A 16,013-nucleotide genomic window follows, 5' to 3' on the forward strand; every position below is an offset into this window, starting at 1 on the left:
ACGGATTTTCATCCCGCCAGCGTTTGCGGTCAGGCCGCCTGTTCGTGCTTGATGGCCTTCAGCTTGATTTTCATCAGTGTCAGAAGGCGACGGGCATCGGTGTCATCGAGCATGTGATAGTTGGTCAGCCACTTGCTGCCCGTGCTTTCGGGAAACTTCAGGTGCTTGCAGCGTTCCTTGCACACGGCCTGAAACTCCATCGCGCCGATGCCTGTGGCGCGGCAGACCGTGGCGATGCCGGTGGAGTCGAACCGGACCATGAGGTTATGGACATATTTCATGTCGAGGCCGGAGAAGAACGAGAGCAGGGCAACCGCGTCCAGAAGGTTGTGTTCCTGGGCCAGTTGGTAAACCGCCTTGTTCAGGGTCGTCTTGCCGAGCCGGATGCCCATCAGCCAGGCTTTCGGGCTGATCTTGGATTGCTTTTTCACCAGTTCCGCACCCGCCGCGACTTCGCCGTCGTCCCGGAACAGATCCTCCAGCAACTCTTCGTTTGACTTGCGCAAGTGCCGGATGCGGTCGCCAAGCTGCTTTGGCATGTCCTTCACCAGGCTTTCGAACACCGGCATGGTGATCTCTGCGCCAAGGTTGGCAGCCAGCATGTGTTTGACTTCCTTGCCGCCACGCTTGATCAGGATGTCGCTGATGTCATTGCTGACGTGATCGCGCTTGGCGAGGGCAAGGAGGTAACCCTGGTCCCTGGTTTCCGCAATCTTGCGCTGGTCTTCTTCGCGGAGAGACTTCGAGCGTTCCAGAATGGCCTGGGCAACAGGCAACTCGTCGCTGGCCATGGCGGCCGCAAGTTTGGACGACATGGAGCGAACGTCTGCAAGGCGTTCCGACATCTTGCGCTTGGCGTCGAGTGCCAGAGAATCGTAGACGCCCTCAAGCATATTGTTCAGAAGGTGGGTTTCTTCAGAACCTGGATCGTCCGCGCGGGCAACAAGCAGGCCGGTCACGTGCTCGGCGAGCTCGTGTTTTTTCTCCGAAGAACTGTCCTTAGCAAGCTTAAGAAGCGAGTCACTCATGTCCGTACCCTATCGGCATAAGTTTCCCTGAATTTCCTTTATAACCTGTGAAAAACACCAATTGAGTCGTTGCCGCGAGGTATCGTCGCCAGTGTTGACCTGACTGCACCAATGCGTCATTTCACGCCCATGAACGCAACTTTTATGCCGATCCTCTATTCTTTTCGCCGCTGCCCCTATGCCATCAGGGCAAGGCTCTCGATTGCCGCCAGCGGTGAACAGGTCGAATTGCGGGAAATTCTCCTGCGGGACAAGGCTCCCGAGTTTCTGGAAACCTCCCCTTCCGCGACCGTTCCCTGCCTGAAGGCCGATGACACGGTCATCGACGAAAGCCTCGAGATCATGCTCTGGGCGCTGCAACGCGCCGATCCGGAAAGCTGGCTCAGACCGGAGGAGGGCGATCTCGATGAAATGCTGGCGCAGATTGCCGACTGCGACGGTCCGTTCAAACGCAACCTCGACCGCTACAAATACGATACGAGATATCCGGATGCGGACAGGGAAACAGAGCAAGCCGGGGCTGCGGACTTTCTCTGGCATCTGGAAAGACGTCTGACCGACAGGCCCTGGCTTTTCGGCAGCAGGGGTTCACTTGCCGATTATGCAATCCTGCCGTTTGTTCGTCAGTTCGCAAACGCGGACCGAAGCTGGTTCGACAGCCAGGACTGGACGTCCCTGAAGGCCTGGCTGGAAGCCTTCGAGAATTCTTCCCGGTTTCAATCCGTGATGTCGAAATGGAGCCCGTGGCGGGCGGGGGACACGCCGGTCTTCTTTCCTTCAGAAGCGAATCCCACGTCCTGATTCCCCGGGCCGGGACCGTCTTGTTACCCGCCGCAGCAACCGTTTCTGTCCGCTGACGCCGGTTTTCTTGCCTGCCGATGGTCCGGCGGACAAGAAATTGCAGCTTTTTACCGCGAAAAGTCCGCGGATTTCCTCAGGGTTTCCTGCCCGGTTCCCAACCTTACAAAACCGTAATGCCGCCGACAGGCGCCTGTAAGACTGGCTGACATACTTTCACTTTCGAACCTGGGGCGCTTTCCCCGCCAGCGTTCCTGGAAATGGCCTTCAAACCGTATCTCGAAAGAGGAAGACAACATGCAAAACAGTCGCTCAGTTTCTCCCCTGCGCTCCCGTCGCGCCAAATTGCTGGCAGGCGTCGTTGCGCTCGGCGCAGCCGGACTTCTGACGGCACAGACCATCGTTCCGAGCCAACTGGCTCTGGCAGATGCGGTTCGTGTCGATACCGCGGCTCCGCTGGACTTCTCCCACGTCGTCAGCGCCGTCAGCCCGGCGGTCGTTAGTGTTCAGGTCAAGCAGGCCGCAGAGCCGCGCATGATGAACTTCGATGGCGGCAACGACAGCTTCGAGGATTTCTTCAAGGGTCTGCCCGACGGTCACCCGTTCCAGCGCTTTTTCCGCGATTTCGGCGGCAAGGGTGGTGAGCAGCAGCAAAACCAGCGCCGTGCCCCGCGCCAGTACGGCATTTCCCAGGGCTCCGGCTTCTTCATCTCCGATGACGGTTACCTTGTGACCAATCATCACGTGATTGAAAACGGCACCGAGTTCACCGTCATCGACCGGGATGGCAAGGAATACGATGCCAAGCTCATCGGCGCCGACAAGCGTACCGACCTTGCGCTCCTGAAAGTCGATAGCGGCGACAAGTTCACCTATGTCGAATTCGCCAAGGAAGCACCGCAGGTCGGTGAATGGACCGTGGCCATTGGCAATCCGTTCGGTCTCGGCGGCTCCGTTACGGCCGGTATCGTCTCGGCGCGCGGCCGTGACATCGGCGCAGGCCCCTACGACGACTTCATCCAGATCGATGCCCCGGTCAACCGCGGTAATTCCGGTGGCCCGGCCTTCAACATGCATGGTGAAGTGATCGGTGTGAACGCGGCGATCTTCTCGCCGTCCGGCGGCAACGTCGGTATCGCCTTCGCAATTCCGGCTTCGACCGCGCAGGATGTCATCATGGAGCTGAAGGACGACGGCACAGTCGTTCGCGGCTGGCTGGGTGTTCAGATCCAGAATGTGACCGATGACATCGCGGAAAGCCTTGGCCTCGATGAGGCCCGTGGCGCGATTGTCGCGGAAGCGCAGGAAAACAGCCCGGCTCAGAAGGCTGGCCTGCGCTCGGGCGACACCATCCTTGCCGTTGATGGCACCGAAGTGAAAGGCCCGCGCGAGCTGTCCAAGATCATTGCGGCTTACGAGCCGGACAGCAACGTGGACATCACGGTCTGGCGTGACGGTCAGAAAGAGGACGTCATCGTTACCCTTGGCCGCCTGCAGGAGCCGGATCGGGTTGCAGCCGTCCAGCCGGAAGCCGCTGAAAGCAAGACCAGCCTTGATGATCTCGGCCTGGTCCTGACCACGAAAGCCGAAGCAGGCATGGAAGGTGACGGCGTGGTTATCGCCGAAATCGATCCAGACAGCCCGGCTGCCGAAAAGCGCCTCAACACCGGAGACGTCATCCTGGAAGTCGCCGGCATGAAGGTCAACAGCCCGTCCGATGTGCTCAAGGCACTGGAAAAGGCGGAAAAGGATGGCCGCAAGGCGGTTCTGTTCCGGGTTGAAAGCAACAACAACACCCGGTTCGTGGCCCTGCCCATGAACCTCGCCTGATCAGGGACCGGTTCCGCCCCGAACCGGACCTGTGAGGCAAGACCGGCCTGCCCTCTGCCCCCAAACCCCGACGGGCCGGTCTTTGCCAAGGGTTTATCTGCTAAACCCTGACTGACTGGCGGCGGCGACTCTCACATCCATCGCCGCCGCCAGCATTTTCTTTAGGGCCAACTCAAGCTAAAAGGATGGGATGTTGAGGATTCTTGTCATAGAAGACGACCCGGAAGCTGCAAGCTACCTCGTCAAGGGTTTGAGTGAACTGGGCCACACCGCCGACCAGGCGGCCGATGGACCGGCCGGTCTGGATATGGCCCTCGACAGAGACTACGACATCCTCATCGTGGACCGCATGTTGCCGAAGATGGATGGCCTTTCGGTCATTCAGGAGCTGCGCCGGCAAGGCAACCACACGCCGGTTCTGATCCTGTCCGCGCTCGGCCAGGTCGATGACCGCGTCAAGGGCCTCAAGGCCGGCGGCGACGACTATCTGCCCAAACCTTATGCCTTTACCGAATTGCTGGCCCGGATCGAAGCATTGGCCCGGCGCCCCAAGTCGGCCAGCCAGATTGAAACCACCTACACCGTCGGTGACCTGACACTCGACCGCATGGCCCATTCCTGTCGCCGCGGCGAAACGGAAATTCCCTTGCAGCCGCGCGAATTCCGCCTTCTGGAATATCTCATGCAGAACGCTGGCCAGGTGGTGACCCGCACGATGCTGCTCGAAAATGTCTGGGAATATCACTTCGATCCGCAGACCAACGTGATCGACGTTCATATCTCCCGTCTGCGCGGCAAGATCGACAAGGGTTTCGACACACCTCTGCTGCACACCATCCGGGGTGCCGGATACACGATCCGTGACGCGGCTCACTAGGTTTACCAGAACCACAGCCTTCAAGCTGTCGCTGCTCTACATTGCCGTCTTCACGGTGATGTCCGGGGTGTTGCTGTTCTATATTGCGGACAACACGGACAATCTGATGTCCGAGCAGGTGGTTCAGTCCGTGGATTCGGAACTGAAGACACTTGCCGATGTCTATGTGCGCGGCGGTGTGCGGGACCTTGTCGAAACCATCGATACGCGTTCCCGTCATCCCGACGCCAGCCTCTATCTTCTGGTCGATTTCGCGGGCAATGCGCTCGTCGGCAACATTGCCCGCCTGCCTACCACCGTTCTGGAAGAAGCCGACGGCGGATTGCGGCGGGTTCGCTATACGCGGCTCGGCCAGGATTCCGAAGACGTCGAGCGCCAGGCCATGGTGCGCACCTTTGAGCTGCGCGGCGGCTTCCGTCTGCTGGTTGGACGGGACCTGGGCGACCAGCTCCGGTTTTCCAACCTTCTCGCCAACGCCTTGCGGCTGTGGCTCGTCGTCGTGGTGGTCATGGCGGCGATCACCTGGCTGTTTGTCAGCCGCCGGGTGATGAAGCGCATCGACGAGATTTCGGCCACCAGCCGCACGATCATGCAAGGCGAACTTTCCGGTCGGCTGACCGTGACCGGAAACAACGACGAGTTCGACCGTCTGGCGATCAATCTCAATACCATGCTGGACCGGATCGAACTCCTGATGCAGTCGATGAAGGATGTCACCGACAACATCGCCCATGATCTGAAAACACCGCTGACCCGCCTTCAAACCCGGATTGAAAACGCCCTGCGCGAAGCAAAAGGGGAGGAGGGCTATCGCGGTGCCCTGGAAGCGACACTGGAGGAATCCGATCAGCTTTTGAGGATCTTCAATGCGCTGTTGCGCATCGCGCGGGTTGAATCCATGGCTCCGGCTTCCGTGATGGAGCCGACCGATCTCAACAAGCTGGTCGCAGAAGTTGCCGAACTTTATGAACCGCTGGTGGAAGACGAAGGCGGCAAGCTTGAAACCGATCTGCCTGAAGGGCTGATGGCGGATTGCAACCGCGACCTGATCAGTCAGGTGCTGGTGAACCTGATCGAGAATGCGCTGAAATACGGGCGGCCGCAAACCGGTGCCTTGCGGATCTGCCTCGGTGGCCGCGAAGAGGATGGCCGGATCGTCCTCAGCGTCACTGACAACGGCCCTGGTATTCCGGAAAAGGATCAGGACCGGGTCAAGGAACGCTTCGTCAGGCTGGAAGAAAGTCGTTCGGAACCGGGAACGGGCCTTGGATTGAGTCTGGTCAAGGCGGTTGCCCGCTTGCATGGTGGAGACTTGCGCTTCATGAATGAGGACCCGGGGCTTAGTGCCCGGATCGATCTCAAGCCGGTGAAACCGGACAGCAGCAGGAGCGGGCATGAACAAGGCGGCACAGCCGGGCAATCTGGGGAAGGGGACTAGCCAGGACGGTGCCCCGGGCATTCTGGCCGACCGGATCGCAGTGGTGCCCACGGCGCCTGATCCCGATCATGCAGCCCTCTTCCTGAAAGATCTTCTGTCCGATGCCGAGGCCGGCGAGGCGCTGAAGTCCCTTTTGCAGGAAAAGCCGGATCTGGAAGGGTTTCTGCTCGGGGTAATCGGGAACTCACCCTATCTGCGTGATCTGATGCTCGCCGATCCGCAGCGCCTGCTTCGCCTGTTGAAGGAAGCACCGGAAACCCGTCTGGAAAACCTTTTGTCAGACGCCCGCGAAGCACGTGCTGAAGACGAGGCCGGCATCATGCGGACCTTGCGCCTTTTCAAGCATGATCTCGCGTTGACGCTCGGCCTTGCCGATATTTCCGGCGCAATCGGCCTGACCAGCGTTACCGGTGCCCTGGCCGGATTTGCAGACGCAGCGCTCACGGCCGCCATCAGGTTCTGTCTCGGCGATCTTGTCCGCCGGAACAAATTCGACCCCCACGACCCGGAAAAGCCGGAAGTCGACAGCGGCTTTATCGTTCTTGCCATGGGCAAGCACGGCGCGAATGAACTGAACTACTCGTCCGACATCGATCTGATCGTTCTGTACGATCCAGCCAAGGCACCAATGGTCGGATCGGCGGAAGCGCCGGTGGAATTCGTCCGGCTGACCCGCCGCCTGGTCAAGATCATGCAGGACCGGACCGCGGACGGATATGTCTTCCGCACCGACCTGCGCCTGCGCCCCGACCCTGGGGCTACTCCGCTGGCCATGTCGGTTCCCGCCGCGCTGGTCTACTATGAGTCCCTCGGCCAGAACTGGGAACGGGCGGCGCTGATCAAGGCGCGGCCATGTGCCGGCGACATTCCGGCCGGTGAATCCTTCCTCCATGAAATCGTGCCGTTCATCTGGCGCAAATATCTGGACTTTGCGGCAATCGCCGACGTGCAGTCGATCAAGCGCCAGATCCATATGCACAAGGGCCATGGTGCCATTGCAGTTGCAGGGCACAACGTGAAGCTTGGCCGTGGCGGCATCCGCGAAGTGGAGTTCTTCGTCCAGACCCAGCAGTTGATCGCCGGTGGTCGCAACCCGGCGCTTCGCGGGCGGCGCACGCTCGACATGCTGGATGCGCTGGTCGAGGCCGATTGGATCAAGGGCAAGACACGCGACGAGATGGCCTCTGCCTACCGGTTCCTGCGCAATGTCGAACATCGCATTCAGATGCTCAACGACGAGCAAACCCAGCTTCTGCCCAAGGATGAGGAGGGTATGAAACGGGTGTCCGCCCTGATGGGTTACGACACGCTCGCTGCTTTCGAAGACGCATTGCTCCACCATTTGCGGACGGTCCAGCATCATTATGCCGAACTGTTCGAAGATGAGCCGGCGCTTTCTTCCGAGCTGGGCAATCTGGTCTTCACCGGCGACGATCACGACCCCGGCACGCTGGAAACGCTCGCCGGTCTAGGTTTCAAGCAGCCGGCGGAAGCGGCAGCCATCGTCAAGGCCTGGCATTTCGGCCGCTATCCATGCACCCGTTCGACCAAGGCACGCGAGCGGCTGACCGAAATGCATCCGGCGCTTCTCAGCGCGCTGGCAGCAACCGACAATGCGGATGCCGCGCTGCGAGCCTTCGACAGCTTTCTGGGCAAGCTTCCGGCCGGGGTGCAGTTGTTCTCGCTGCTGAGATCCAATCCACAGCTCCTGACGCTTCTGGCGACCACAATGGGCGCCGCACCGCGGATGGCCGAGACGGTGTCCAAACGCGTGCATGTGCTGGATGCGGTTCTGGATCCCGCCTTCTTTGGCGCGATGCCGAGCGTGGAGGAGTTTCGTGCCGGGCTGGACCGGACACTGTCTCAAGCCCGCTTTTACGAGGAAGCGCTGGACCGGGCGCGGATCTTCACCCAGGAGCAGCAGTTCCTGATCGGCCTGCGGATGATTTCCGATACGCTCTCCGCCGACCGGGTGGGGTTTGCACTGGCACGGCTGGCGGAAGTTGTGGTCGACCGCATCCTGAAGCAGGTGATTGTCCATGTCGGCGAAAGCCACGGCACGGTGCCGGGCGGCAATGTCGCCGTTCTGGCCATGGGCAAGCTGGGGGGGCGCGAAATGACGGCGGCCTCCGATCTCGATCTGATCCTGCTTTATGACGCTCCGGAGGACGTTAAGCAATCCGACGGCAAGAGGCCGCTGGCAATCACGCAATATTATACGCGCCTGACCCAGCGGCTGGTAACGGCCCTCAGCGCACCGACGGCGGAGGGCTCGCTTTATGAGGTTGATTTCCGGCTCCGTCCGTCCGGTAACGCAGGACCGCTGGCGACCAATCTTGACGGCTTCATAGCCTACCAGAAGAAGGAAGCCTGGACCTGGGAGCATATGGCCCTGACGCGTGGACGCGTGATTGCCTCCACGACGCCGGAGTTCAAGCAGAAGATCGTCGACAGCATCAGCGGCACGCTGGTTCAGTCGCGTGACCTGACGAAGCTCGCTGACGATGTCCGCACCATGCGCGCCCGGATCGAGAAGGAAAAAGGCACCAAGGATGTCTGGGACCTGAAACAGGTGGCCGGTGGTCTGGTCGATATCGAGTTTCTGTCCCAGTTTCTGCAACTGGCACATGCTCAGGAAAATCCGGAGATCCTGGCCCAAAGCACGGAGCGGGCGCTGGAGCTGTTGCGCGATGCAGGCTTCCTCACCCTTGGCGATGCCGGCCTTCTGTTGGAGGCCCTCCGTCTTTATCACCGCCTTACCCAGGTGTTGCGGCTGGCCCTTTCCGGCAAATTCGTGCCAGCGGAAGCGCCGCGCGGTGTTCTGGACCTTCTGGTGCAGGCCTCCGGCAGCCCGACCTTTGCCCGGCTGGAAGCGGAACTTGCAGACCTTCAGGCAAAGGTGCGCGAGACCTTCGTGCGGCTGATTGGCGAGGTTGAAACGGTCAGCAGCTAGACTCGGATTGCAAAGCCGTTTTCATTGGGCTAGGGAGAGACCGCGCCGGCGGCCGATTTCAAATCCTTTTGCGCTCATCTGAGCGAACCCTTCCCCATTTCCTGAGAAACGTCATGACTTTTTCACCTGATGAAGCGGTCCGTCGCCCGGATCGCAAAGGCAGCATCACGCTTGCCGGCAACCGTGTGCTCGCCTGGTCCGAATGGGGACCTGAAAGGGGCGAGCCGGTTCTGTTTCTGACAGGGGCCGGCATGGCCGGAACACTCGGCTTTGGCCAGGAACATCTCGAAGATCTTCATATCCGGCTTATCGCACCGGACAGACCGGGGCTCGGTGCGTCCTCCGCTGATCCGGACAAGACATTGGCAAGCGTCGCGCGGGACATAGGCGAACTTGTCGAAAGCCTTGGTCGAACCAGCATCCCCATGGCTGCCTTTTCGCAAGGGGCGCCTTTCGCATTTGCTGCTGCAGCACACGGAACCGCAAGCTCCCTGGCGATCGTCTCAGGTCAGGATGAACTCTACCGCCCGGAGTTCGCCGACCGGTTGCCGGACCAGGTGACGCAGATGACCCGGCATGCGCAGGAAGATCCGGCCGGGTTTTCTGCGATGCTGGAAGGTTTCGCCGAGCCGGATGGCTTCTATGATCTTGTCCTGTCGATGAGTTCGCCGGAAGACCAGACGGTCTATGGTGCTGAGCCTTTTGCTTCGGCTTACAGGCATGCCCTTCGCGAAGGCTTCAGGCAGGGGCCGAAAGGTTATGTCCTCGACACGCTTGCAGCGCTGACACCGTGGGGTGTCGACCTTGGCCGGATCAATTGTCCGGTCACGCTTTGGTATGGCGGCAAGGATGGCAGTCCGGTCCATTCACCTGACTTCGGTCGGTCACTCGCAGAGAGATTGCCGAACGCAAGCCGCCGGTTCCTTGCCGAAGAGGGCGGCGCGTTGCTGTGGACCCGTGCACACGACATCCTGCGCGAACTGATGGCTGCACGCGGCAAAGGGTGAGCTTTGTTGCGGCACACAAATCTGCGCTCATCTGAGGGGAACCATCTTCAGATGGGCGGTTTGTCTTTGTGTGGATGCCCAGGCTGTTGAGACCGCATTCGGAGGGGTGTACCAGCTGCACTATGACGTGCGTCAGGCAGTTTCCTTCTCGGCGAGCGGTAGCGTGAAGCTGACAGTCGTGCCTTTCTTGACTTCCGACTTGATCACCAGCGCGCCGCCGTGCAACTCGACCAGCGAACGGGCGATGGCAAGTCCAAGCCCGGACCCCTGGTGGGTCTTGGTAAACTGGTTTTCCACCTGCACGAACGGCTGAGCAAGACGTTCGATATCGCGCTCAGAAATGCCGATGCCGGTGTCGATTACTTCAAAGTGCAGCTTGTCGCCGCGCGGCCGGGCCTTGAGCGTGACAGTGCCATTGTCGGGCGTGAACTTCACCGCATTGGCCAGCAGGTTCAGCAGGATCTGTTTCAGCGCCCGCTTGTCGGCATGCACCGAGACGTTTTCAACGACGTCGGTGGTGACGGTAATGTTCTTTTCGGTTGCCGCTCCGGTGACGATGCGGCTGGCATCTTCGGCAGACTCCGACGCATTGACGGTTTCCGTCTCGATGGTCATGCGGCCGGCTTCGATCTTGGACATGTCGAGAATGTCGTTGATCACGTTCAGGAGGTACGTGCCGGAGGAATAGATGTCCTTGCAGTAGTCCGAATAGCGGTCCGTGCCGACCGGGCCGAACATTTCCTGCGTCATGATGTCGGAGAACCCGATGATGGCGTTCAGCGGCGTTCTCAGTTCATGGGAGATATTGGCCAGAAACTCCGACTTTGCCTTGTTCGCGGCTTCCGCGCGGGTCTTTTCTTCCTGGTACTTGTCGGCCATTTCCACAAGCTGGCGGGCCTGGACTTCAAGCGTCTGGCGGGACTTCTGAAGATCGGTCACGGTCGCCTTAAGACGCTTTTCGGAATCGACCAGCTTTTCTTCGTGTTTCTTCAGCGCGGTAATATCCGTGCCGACAGACACGAAACCGCCGTCCTTTGTGCGCCGCTCGGAAATCTGCAGCCAGCGGCCGTCTTCCAGTTGCGCTTCGTAAGAGCCATCCGGTGCGCCGCCGCGCTGGCGCAAGGTGACCGGGTGTGGTGCCACTTCCGCATTGGAGGCGGCCGCCATCACGTCCTTGTAGGGAGTGCCCGGTTTGATCACGGAATTCGGCAGGCTGTGCAGCGACTGATAGTTGGAATTGCAGATCACGAGCTCGTTGCGCGCGTTCCACAGAACAAAAGCTTCCGAGATGGTCTCGATCGCGTCCCGCAGGCGCAGGTCGGCCATGCGGCTTTGTTCGGCCAGCTCGTGCTGTTCGGTGATGTCGATGCAGATCCCGATGAGGTGCGGCTCGGCACGGCCGGGCTCGGACTGGATCTCGCCGCGGGCGCGCAGCCAGATCCAGCTACCGTCAGCATGGCGCATGCGGAAGGTTTCATCGACCAGCGTCTCGCCGCTTTCCAGCAGATGTTCGGCAAGGCCCAGAAGGTCGATGTCATCGGGATGGGTAATGTCGGCGACATCGGCAAAGCTGAGAATGTCGTCCTTCGGTTCGCGTCCGAGCAACTCGTAGAGCGAGGATGACCAGAACATTCTGCCGCGCGACAGATCCCAGTCGAACAGTCCGCAGCGGCCGTGGGTGAGGGCGGTGTCGATGCGGGCGCGGGTCGCCGCGTACATGTCGTCGGCTGCTTCCGCGCGGGTCGCCTGGCTGAAGAAGCCGTAGATAACCGCCAGCAGGACCAGAGACGTGCCGACGAACAGCGTCACATTTGCCGACAGATCGTCCCGCCACTGGCTGAAGATTGCATTTTCAGGCTGCAGAACCGCAACCATTCCAAGCCGTCCGTCGAGGTGATGAACCGTCGCCAGAACCTGTTCCTCGCCCTTGCTGCCGCCGAGGTTGGTAACCACAGGCATGACACCTGCGCGGGCGCCGAACACCATGAGAGGCTGCGACGGGCCGAGCAGGTCGCTGATCGGACGGCTTTCCAGGGCAGGCTGGAGCGGTGCGGAGGCCACGATGGTGCCGGATTGGTCGGCGACAAGATAGATGCGGCCCTTGCTGGTCGCCCCGGAGGGCAGACTGTCGGCAAGGATGCGTTTCAAGGTTGTCCGATAGCCCGTTTCGGGCAGGTCGCTTTCCGAAGACATGAGGCCGCTGGCAACGACGGTTGCCATCAGGCTCAACGTCATCTGTGCGGTTTCCTGGGTTCTGGTGTAGTCAGTGACCAGGTCGCCCGTGCGGAAGAGTGCCAGAATGACGATGAAGACAATGGCGAGGCCCGGTATGAGACGCCGCATCAGGCTGTCGGAACGGGCCAGGCTTTCGGCAAGGGAGCCGAGGATGGTGCGTAGAGGCAGGCGTTTCGTGCCTGCGTCTGTGTCCCACTCAGACTCCTTCTCGCCGCGCCGCGAAGATGCGTCGCCAGCTATTGCTCTCGCCATTGGAAGTGTGCCTCAAAAACCGCCGCGTCGGAGTGACCCCCGAATCACTTCCATTTGAATCAAATCGTCGGTTCTTGTCCAGACCCGGCCAAGAATAAAATGGTTAACGCGAACCCGGTTTTCCGGTTCTTTCGTTAACTTTTCTCAGTATTGCAGACTACTGCAAGGTTCTGTCGACAATGTCGCGGCTGTCTCTCGACAGATTTTCGCATGCTGAAACCCTCAGGAGTGCAGATTCAGCAAGGGCACTTCTTTGTGGGTCAAGTGCGCGCCACGAGCGGAAGCTCGTCAGAAGTCTTGATGCCACTTGTGGATTTCGCTTGTCGATGTCCAGAACTGATTCGGCCACCAGTTCAAAACCGGCACCGTCCGCACGGGCAAACTGTGTTGGGTTGCCGGTGGCGAAGGACTGTAGAAGCGACCGGACCCGGTTGGGATTGCCCGCATCATAGGAAGGGTCCGACATCAAGGCCTTGACCCGTTCCAGCGTTTGGTCGCCTGGGGCCATGGCCTGGGTCATGAACCACTTGTCCATGGCAAGCGAGCTGTCCATGTGTCGCTTCCGGTAAGCGGCAAGCGCTTCCTCTTCCCTCGGCATGTGGTCGTGAACCAGCAGCGTAAGCGCGGCAAGCCGGTCGGTCATGTTGTCGGCTGAAGTGAACCGGGACCACACTAGATCGGCCGCGTCATCCGCGCCGGAGGCCGCGTAATAATGCAGACACCGGTTTGCGAGCGCCCGTTTTCCGGCTGCCTGTGCATCCGGGGAATAGGACCCGCCGGCAGAGTGGCCGGAAATGAAAGGCAACAGCGATGGGCCAAGGCGGGTGGCGACCGCACGTCGTAGCATTTCACGGGCCGCATGGACGGCGTCCGGGTTGACGTCCTTGCCGATTTCCTGGGCGATATCCGCCTCGCTCGGCAGGGTGAGCGCCTGCGCGCGCAAGGCTTCGTCGAGCTGGGTTTCATCCAGTACGGATGCGAGGACACCGATGACGTCTTCAGATGGAGCGCCTTCTGCACCCTCACGCACAAGGCCGGCAAGCCTGACAAGGTCCTGCATCGCCAGCGTCTGAACCGCTTGCCAGCGATTGAACGGGTCCCGATCCTGTGCCGCCAGAAACAGAAGGTCCTTCGAATGAAGAGGCTGGTTCAGCCGGACGGGTGCGGAGAAGCCGCGCAGGAGGGAGAGAACGGGAGCCGCGGCGACATTTTGGAAGACGACATCCTGATGGGCCTTGTCGAGCACCAGCACATCGCCGTTCACCTTTGCGCCCTCGACAGGGCCTGTCTCCATATCCTCGCCATTCGGGCCGACCAGCCCGAAACGCAGCGGGATGACGGCTGGTTTGCTGGATTTCTGACCAGCGAGAGGCGGGATTTCCTGTGACAGCGAAACGGAGAAGGTCTTGCGGTCGGGATCATATTCCGTTTCCACCGACACAACGGGCGTTCCGGCTTGCTCGTACCAGAGCGAGAACTGTTCGAGATCGGTGGAAGAGGCTTCCTCGAAACAGGCCAGGAAGGCTTCGATCGTGGTTGCCTCTCCGTCGTGACGCTCGAAATAGAGATCCAGCCCCTTGCGGAACGCCTGCTTTCCCAGAAGCGTCTGGAGCATACGGACAACTTCAGCGCCCTTTTCATAAACGGTGGCTGTATAGAAGTTGTTGATTTCGTGGTAGGTTCGCGGACGCACGGGGTGTGCGAGCGGGCCTGCGTCCTCCGGGAACTGATGCGATTTCAGCAAACGCACATCCGCAATGCGCTTGGCGGGGCGCGAGCGCATGTCGGAGGAAAACTCCTGATCGCGGAAGACCGTCAGGCCTTCCTTCAGGCACAACTGGAACCAGTCCCGGCAGGTGATGCGGTTTCCGGTCCAGTTGTGGAAGTATTCGTGTGCGATGACCGCTTCGATGTTGGCATAGTCCTGATCGGTCGCCGTTTCCGGGTCGGCCAGAACGTATTTGTCGTTGAAGATGTTAAGGCCCTTGTTTTCCATCGCGCCCATGTTGAAGTCCGACACGGCAACGATGTTGAATACATCCAGATCGTATTCGCGGCCAAACACTTCCTCGTCCCAGCGCATGGATCGCTTGAGGGAATCCATGGCCCAGTCGCACAAGCCCTCCTTGCCGTGCTCGACATAGATATTGAGCGCAACGTCCTTGCCCGACATGGTCGTGAACCTGTCCGGAACCTCCGCGAGATCACCAGCAACGAGCGCGAACAGATAGGCCGGCTTGGGATGAGGGTCGTGCCAGATGGCGTAGTGTCTGTCCGTGCCCTCGATGTCCCCGGCCTCTGCAAGGTTGCCATTGGCCAATAGAACCGGGCACTCCGCCTTCGAGGCTTCCAGACGTGTCGTGTAGACCGCAAGGATATCCGGACGGTCGAGGAAATAGGTGATCCTTCGAAAGCCCTCGGCCTCGCATTGGGTACAATAGGTCCCGGAGGAGCGGTAAAGGCCCATCAGCTTGGTGTTCGCGTCCGGATCAAGTTCGGTCACCAGTGTCAGTTCGAACGGCTCGGCAGGCGGAGAAAGAAGTTCGAGGCGTTCGGCGGTCGCGGTGTAGGCGGTTTCGTCAAGCGTCTTGCCGTTCAAAAGGATGCCGGCAAGCGACAATTCGTCACCATCCAGTACCAGCGAAGCGCCGGCTGCAGTGTCCGGCTGCCTTTTGACCTGAAGAGTAGCGGTAACGCGCGTTGCTTTGGGGGTCAGCTCAACGTTCAGGGCGACCTTGTCGATGCGATAGAGTGGCGGTTTATAGTCTTCCAGCCGTATGGCTGGCGCCGTTTCGGAACGCATCGAAATCTCCTGCTGATGTGAGGCGCAAGGGCCTGCCAGAGCCTGCCTGGAACGTTCCGGCCGGGACCGGAAACGCACCCTCATGGAATTGTGAGGATGCTCTAGGCGTTAGCATGATCGCCGATTACGGCAAAGTCCTCTTTGACCTTCCGCAACGGCTGCTGGTTTGTAAGCCTTTTGATAATAGGTAAAAGCAGATGGGAGGTTTTGACGCCAGCCGGGGCATTGTCTATGTCATGGGCTTCGCAAGTTGCAGGGAACTTTTTTTATGAGCCGTTTGGACAGTTTTATTCGCCGAATGACATCGCAGAAAATATTGCTCGAATTTCTGATCGACAAGGTCAACGAGGTCGACGGACCGATCCTTGAACTGGGGTTGGGCAATGGCCGGACATATGACCATTTGCGCGAGATTTATCCCAACAAGGAAATATTCGTGTTCGATTTCGCCATGGATTGCCATCCGAGCTGTGCTCCGGATGCCAACCACATGATCCTTGGCAATATTCGCGATACGCTTGATTTTTGCGGGCCTCGGATCGGTGCAAAGGCGTCGTTCGCCCACATTGACATCGGGTCGGCGGATCCGACCAACGACCTTTCGATCGCAGCCTGGCTGGCGCCGTCAATCGATGCGCATATGGCCGTAGGCGGCATTATTCTCTGTGCGCTCGAACTTGATCTTCCGAATTATGAAACCGTGAAGAAACCGGACGGCATTCACCGGGGGCGTTATCATATCTACCGCAAGACATCAGAAGCCTGACCGTCGGCATTCTTCAGGAAGAAACA

Annotated in this window: 10 protein-coding genes; 7 read left to right on the forward strand and 3 right to left on the reverse strand. The window is 59.8% G+C overall.

The window, feature by feature from the left end; translation table 11 throughout:
• Window positions 1–29: 29 nt before the first annotated feature.
• Window positions 30–1,028 carry a DUF2336 domain-containing protein gene (locus SIAM614_RS00620; protein WP_006931228.1) on the reverse strand — a complete coding sequence of 333 codons (999 nt, stop codon included), beginning with the start codon at window positions 1,026–1,028 and terminating at the stop codon, window positions 30–32.
• 129 nt (window positions 1,029–1,157) lie between these two features.
• On the opposite strand from SIAM614_RS00620, the gene SIAM614_RS00625 reads away from it, so the two are divergent.
• The 6 genes from SIAM614_RS00625 to SIAM614_RS00650 all read left to right on the forward strand — a co-directional run bounded on the left by SIAM614_RS00625 (window position 1,158) and on the right by SIAM614_RS00650 (window position 9,931).
• A complete protein-coding gene (locus SIAM614_RS00625) occupies window positions 1,158–1,829 on the forward strand; it encodes a glutathione S-transferase (protein WP_208983864.1) in 672 nt (223 codons plus the stop codon).
• Window positions 1,830–2,123: 294 nt separating this feature from the next.
• Window positions 2,124–3,656, forward strand: a complete 1,533-nt coding sequence (locus SIAM614_RS00630) for a Do family serine endopeptidase (protein WP_040438658.1) — start codon at window positions 2,124–2,126, stop codon at window positions 3,654–3,656.
• Window positions 3,657–3,846: 190 nt separating this feature from the next.
• Entirely contained in the window at window positions 3,847–4,533 is a 687-nt protein-coding gene (locus SIAM614_RS00635; RefSeq protein ID WP_006931231.1) for a response regulator transcription factor, read from the forward strand.
• Window positions 4,517–5,971, forward strand: a complete 1,455-nt coding sequence (locus SIAM614_RS00640; protein WP_006931232.1) for a sensor histidine kinase — start codon at window positions 4,517–4,519, stop codon at window positions 5,969–5,971. Before SIAM614_RS00635 ends, SIAM614_RS00640 begins: the two co-directional genes overlap by 17 nt.
• Window positions 5,928–8,924 (forward strand): bifunctional [glutamine synthetase] adenylyltransferase/[glutamine synthetase]-adenylyl-L-tyrosine phosphorylase, encoded by a 2,997-nt coding sequence (locus SIAM614_RS00645; RefSeq protein WP_006931233.1) that lies wholly within the window; start codon window positions 5,928–5,930, stop codon window positions 8,922–8,924. Before SIAM614_RS00640 ends, SIAM614_RS00645 begins: the two co-directional genes overlap by 44 nt.
• Window positions 8,925–9,037: 113 nt before the next feature.
• On the forward strand, window positions 9,038–9,931 hold the full coding sequence (locus SIAM614_RS00650) for an alpha/beta fold hydrolase (protein ID WP_006931239.1): 894 nt from the start codon (window positions 9,038–9,040) through the stop codon (window positions 9,929–9,931).
• A 132-nt stretch (window positions 9,932–10,063) separates the two neighbouring features.
• Here the strand turns inward: SIAM614_RS00650 and SIAM614_RS00655 are convergent, their stop codons facing one another.
• Window positions 10,064–12,418, reverse strand: a complete 2,355-nt coding sequence (locus SIAM614_RS00655; RefSeq protein ID WP_006931241.1) for a PAS domain-containing sensor histidine kinase — start codon at window positions 12,416–12,418, stop codon at window positions 10,064–10,066.
• Between the two features lie 157 nt (window positions 12,419–12,575).
• Window positions 12,576–15,221, reverse strand: coding sequence for an aminopeptidase N (gene pepN / locus SIAM614_RS00660; protein ID WP_040438661.1), 2,646 nt, complete (start codon window positions 15,219–15,221; stop codon window positions 12,576–12,578).
• Window positions 15,222–15,519: 298 nt separating this feature from the next.
• Here pepN and SIAM614_RS00665 point away from each other — a divergent pair, with 298 nt between their 5' ends.
• Window positions 15,520–15,987 (forward strand): class I SAM-dependent methyltransferase, encoded by a 468-nt coding sequence (locus tag SIAM614_RS00665; RefSeq protein WP_006931244.1) that lies wholly within the window; start codon window positions 15,520–15,522, stop codon window positions 15,985–15,987.
• Window positions 15,988–16,013 lie beyond the last annotated feature (26 nt).

Origin of the sequence: Roseibium aggregatum IAM 12614 (assembly GCF_000168975.1) — a bacterium.
In the GTDB taxonomy this organism is placed as follows: Bacteria; Pseudomonadota; Alphaproteobacteria; order Rhizobiales; family Stappiaceae; genus Roseibium; species Roseibium aggregatum.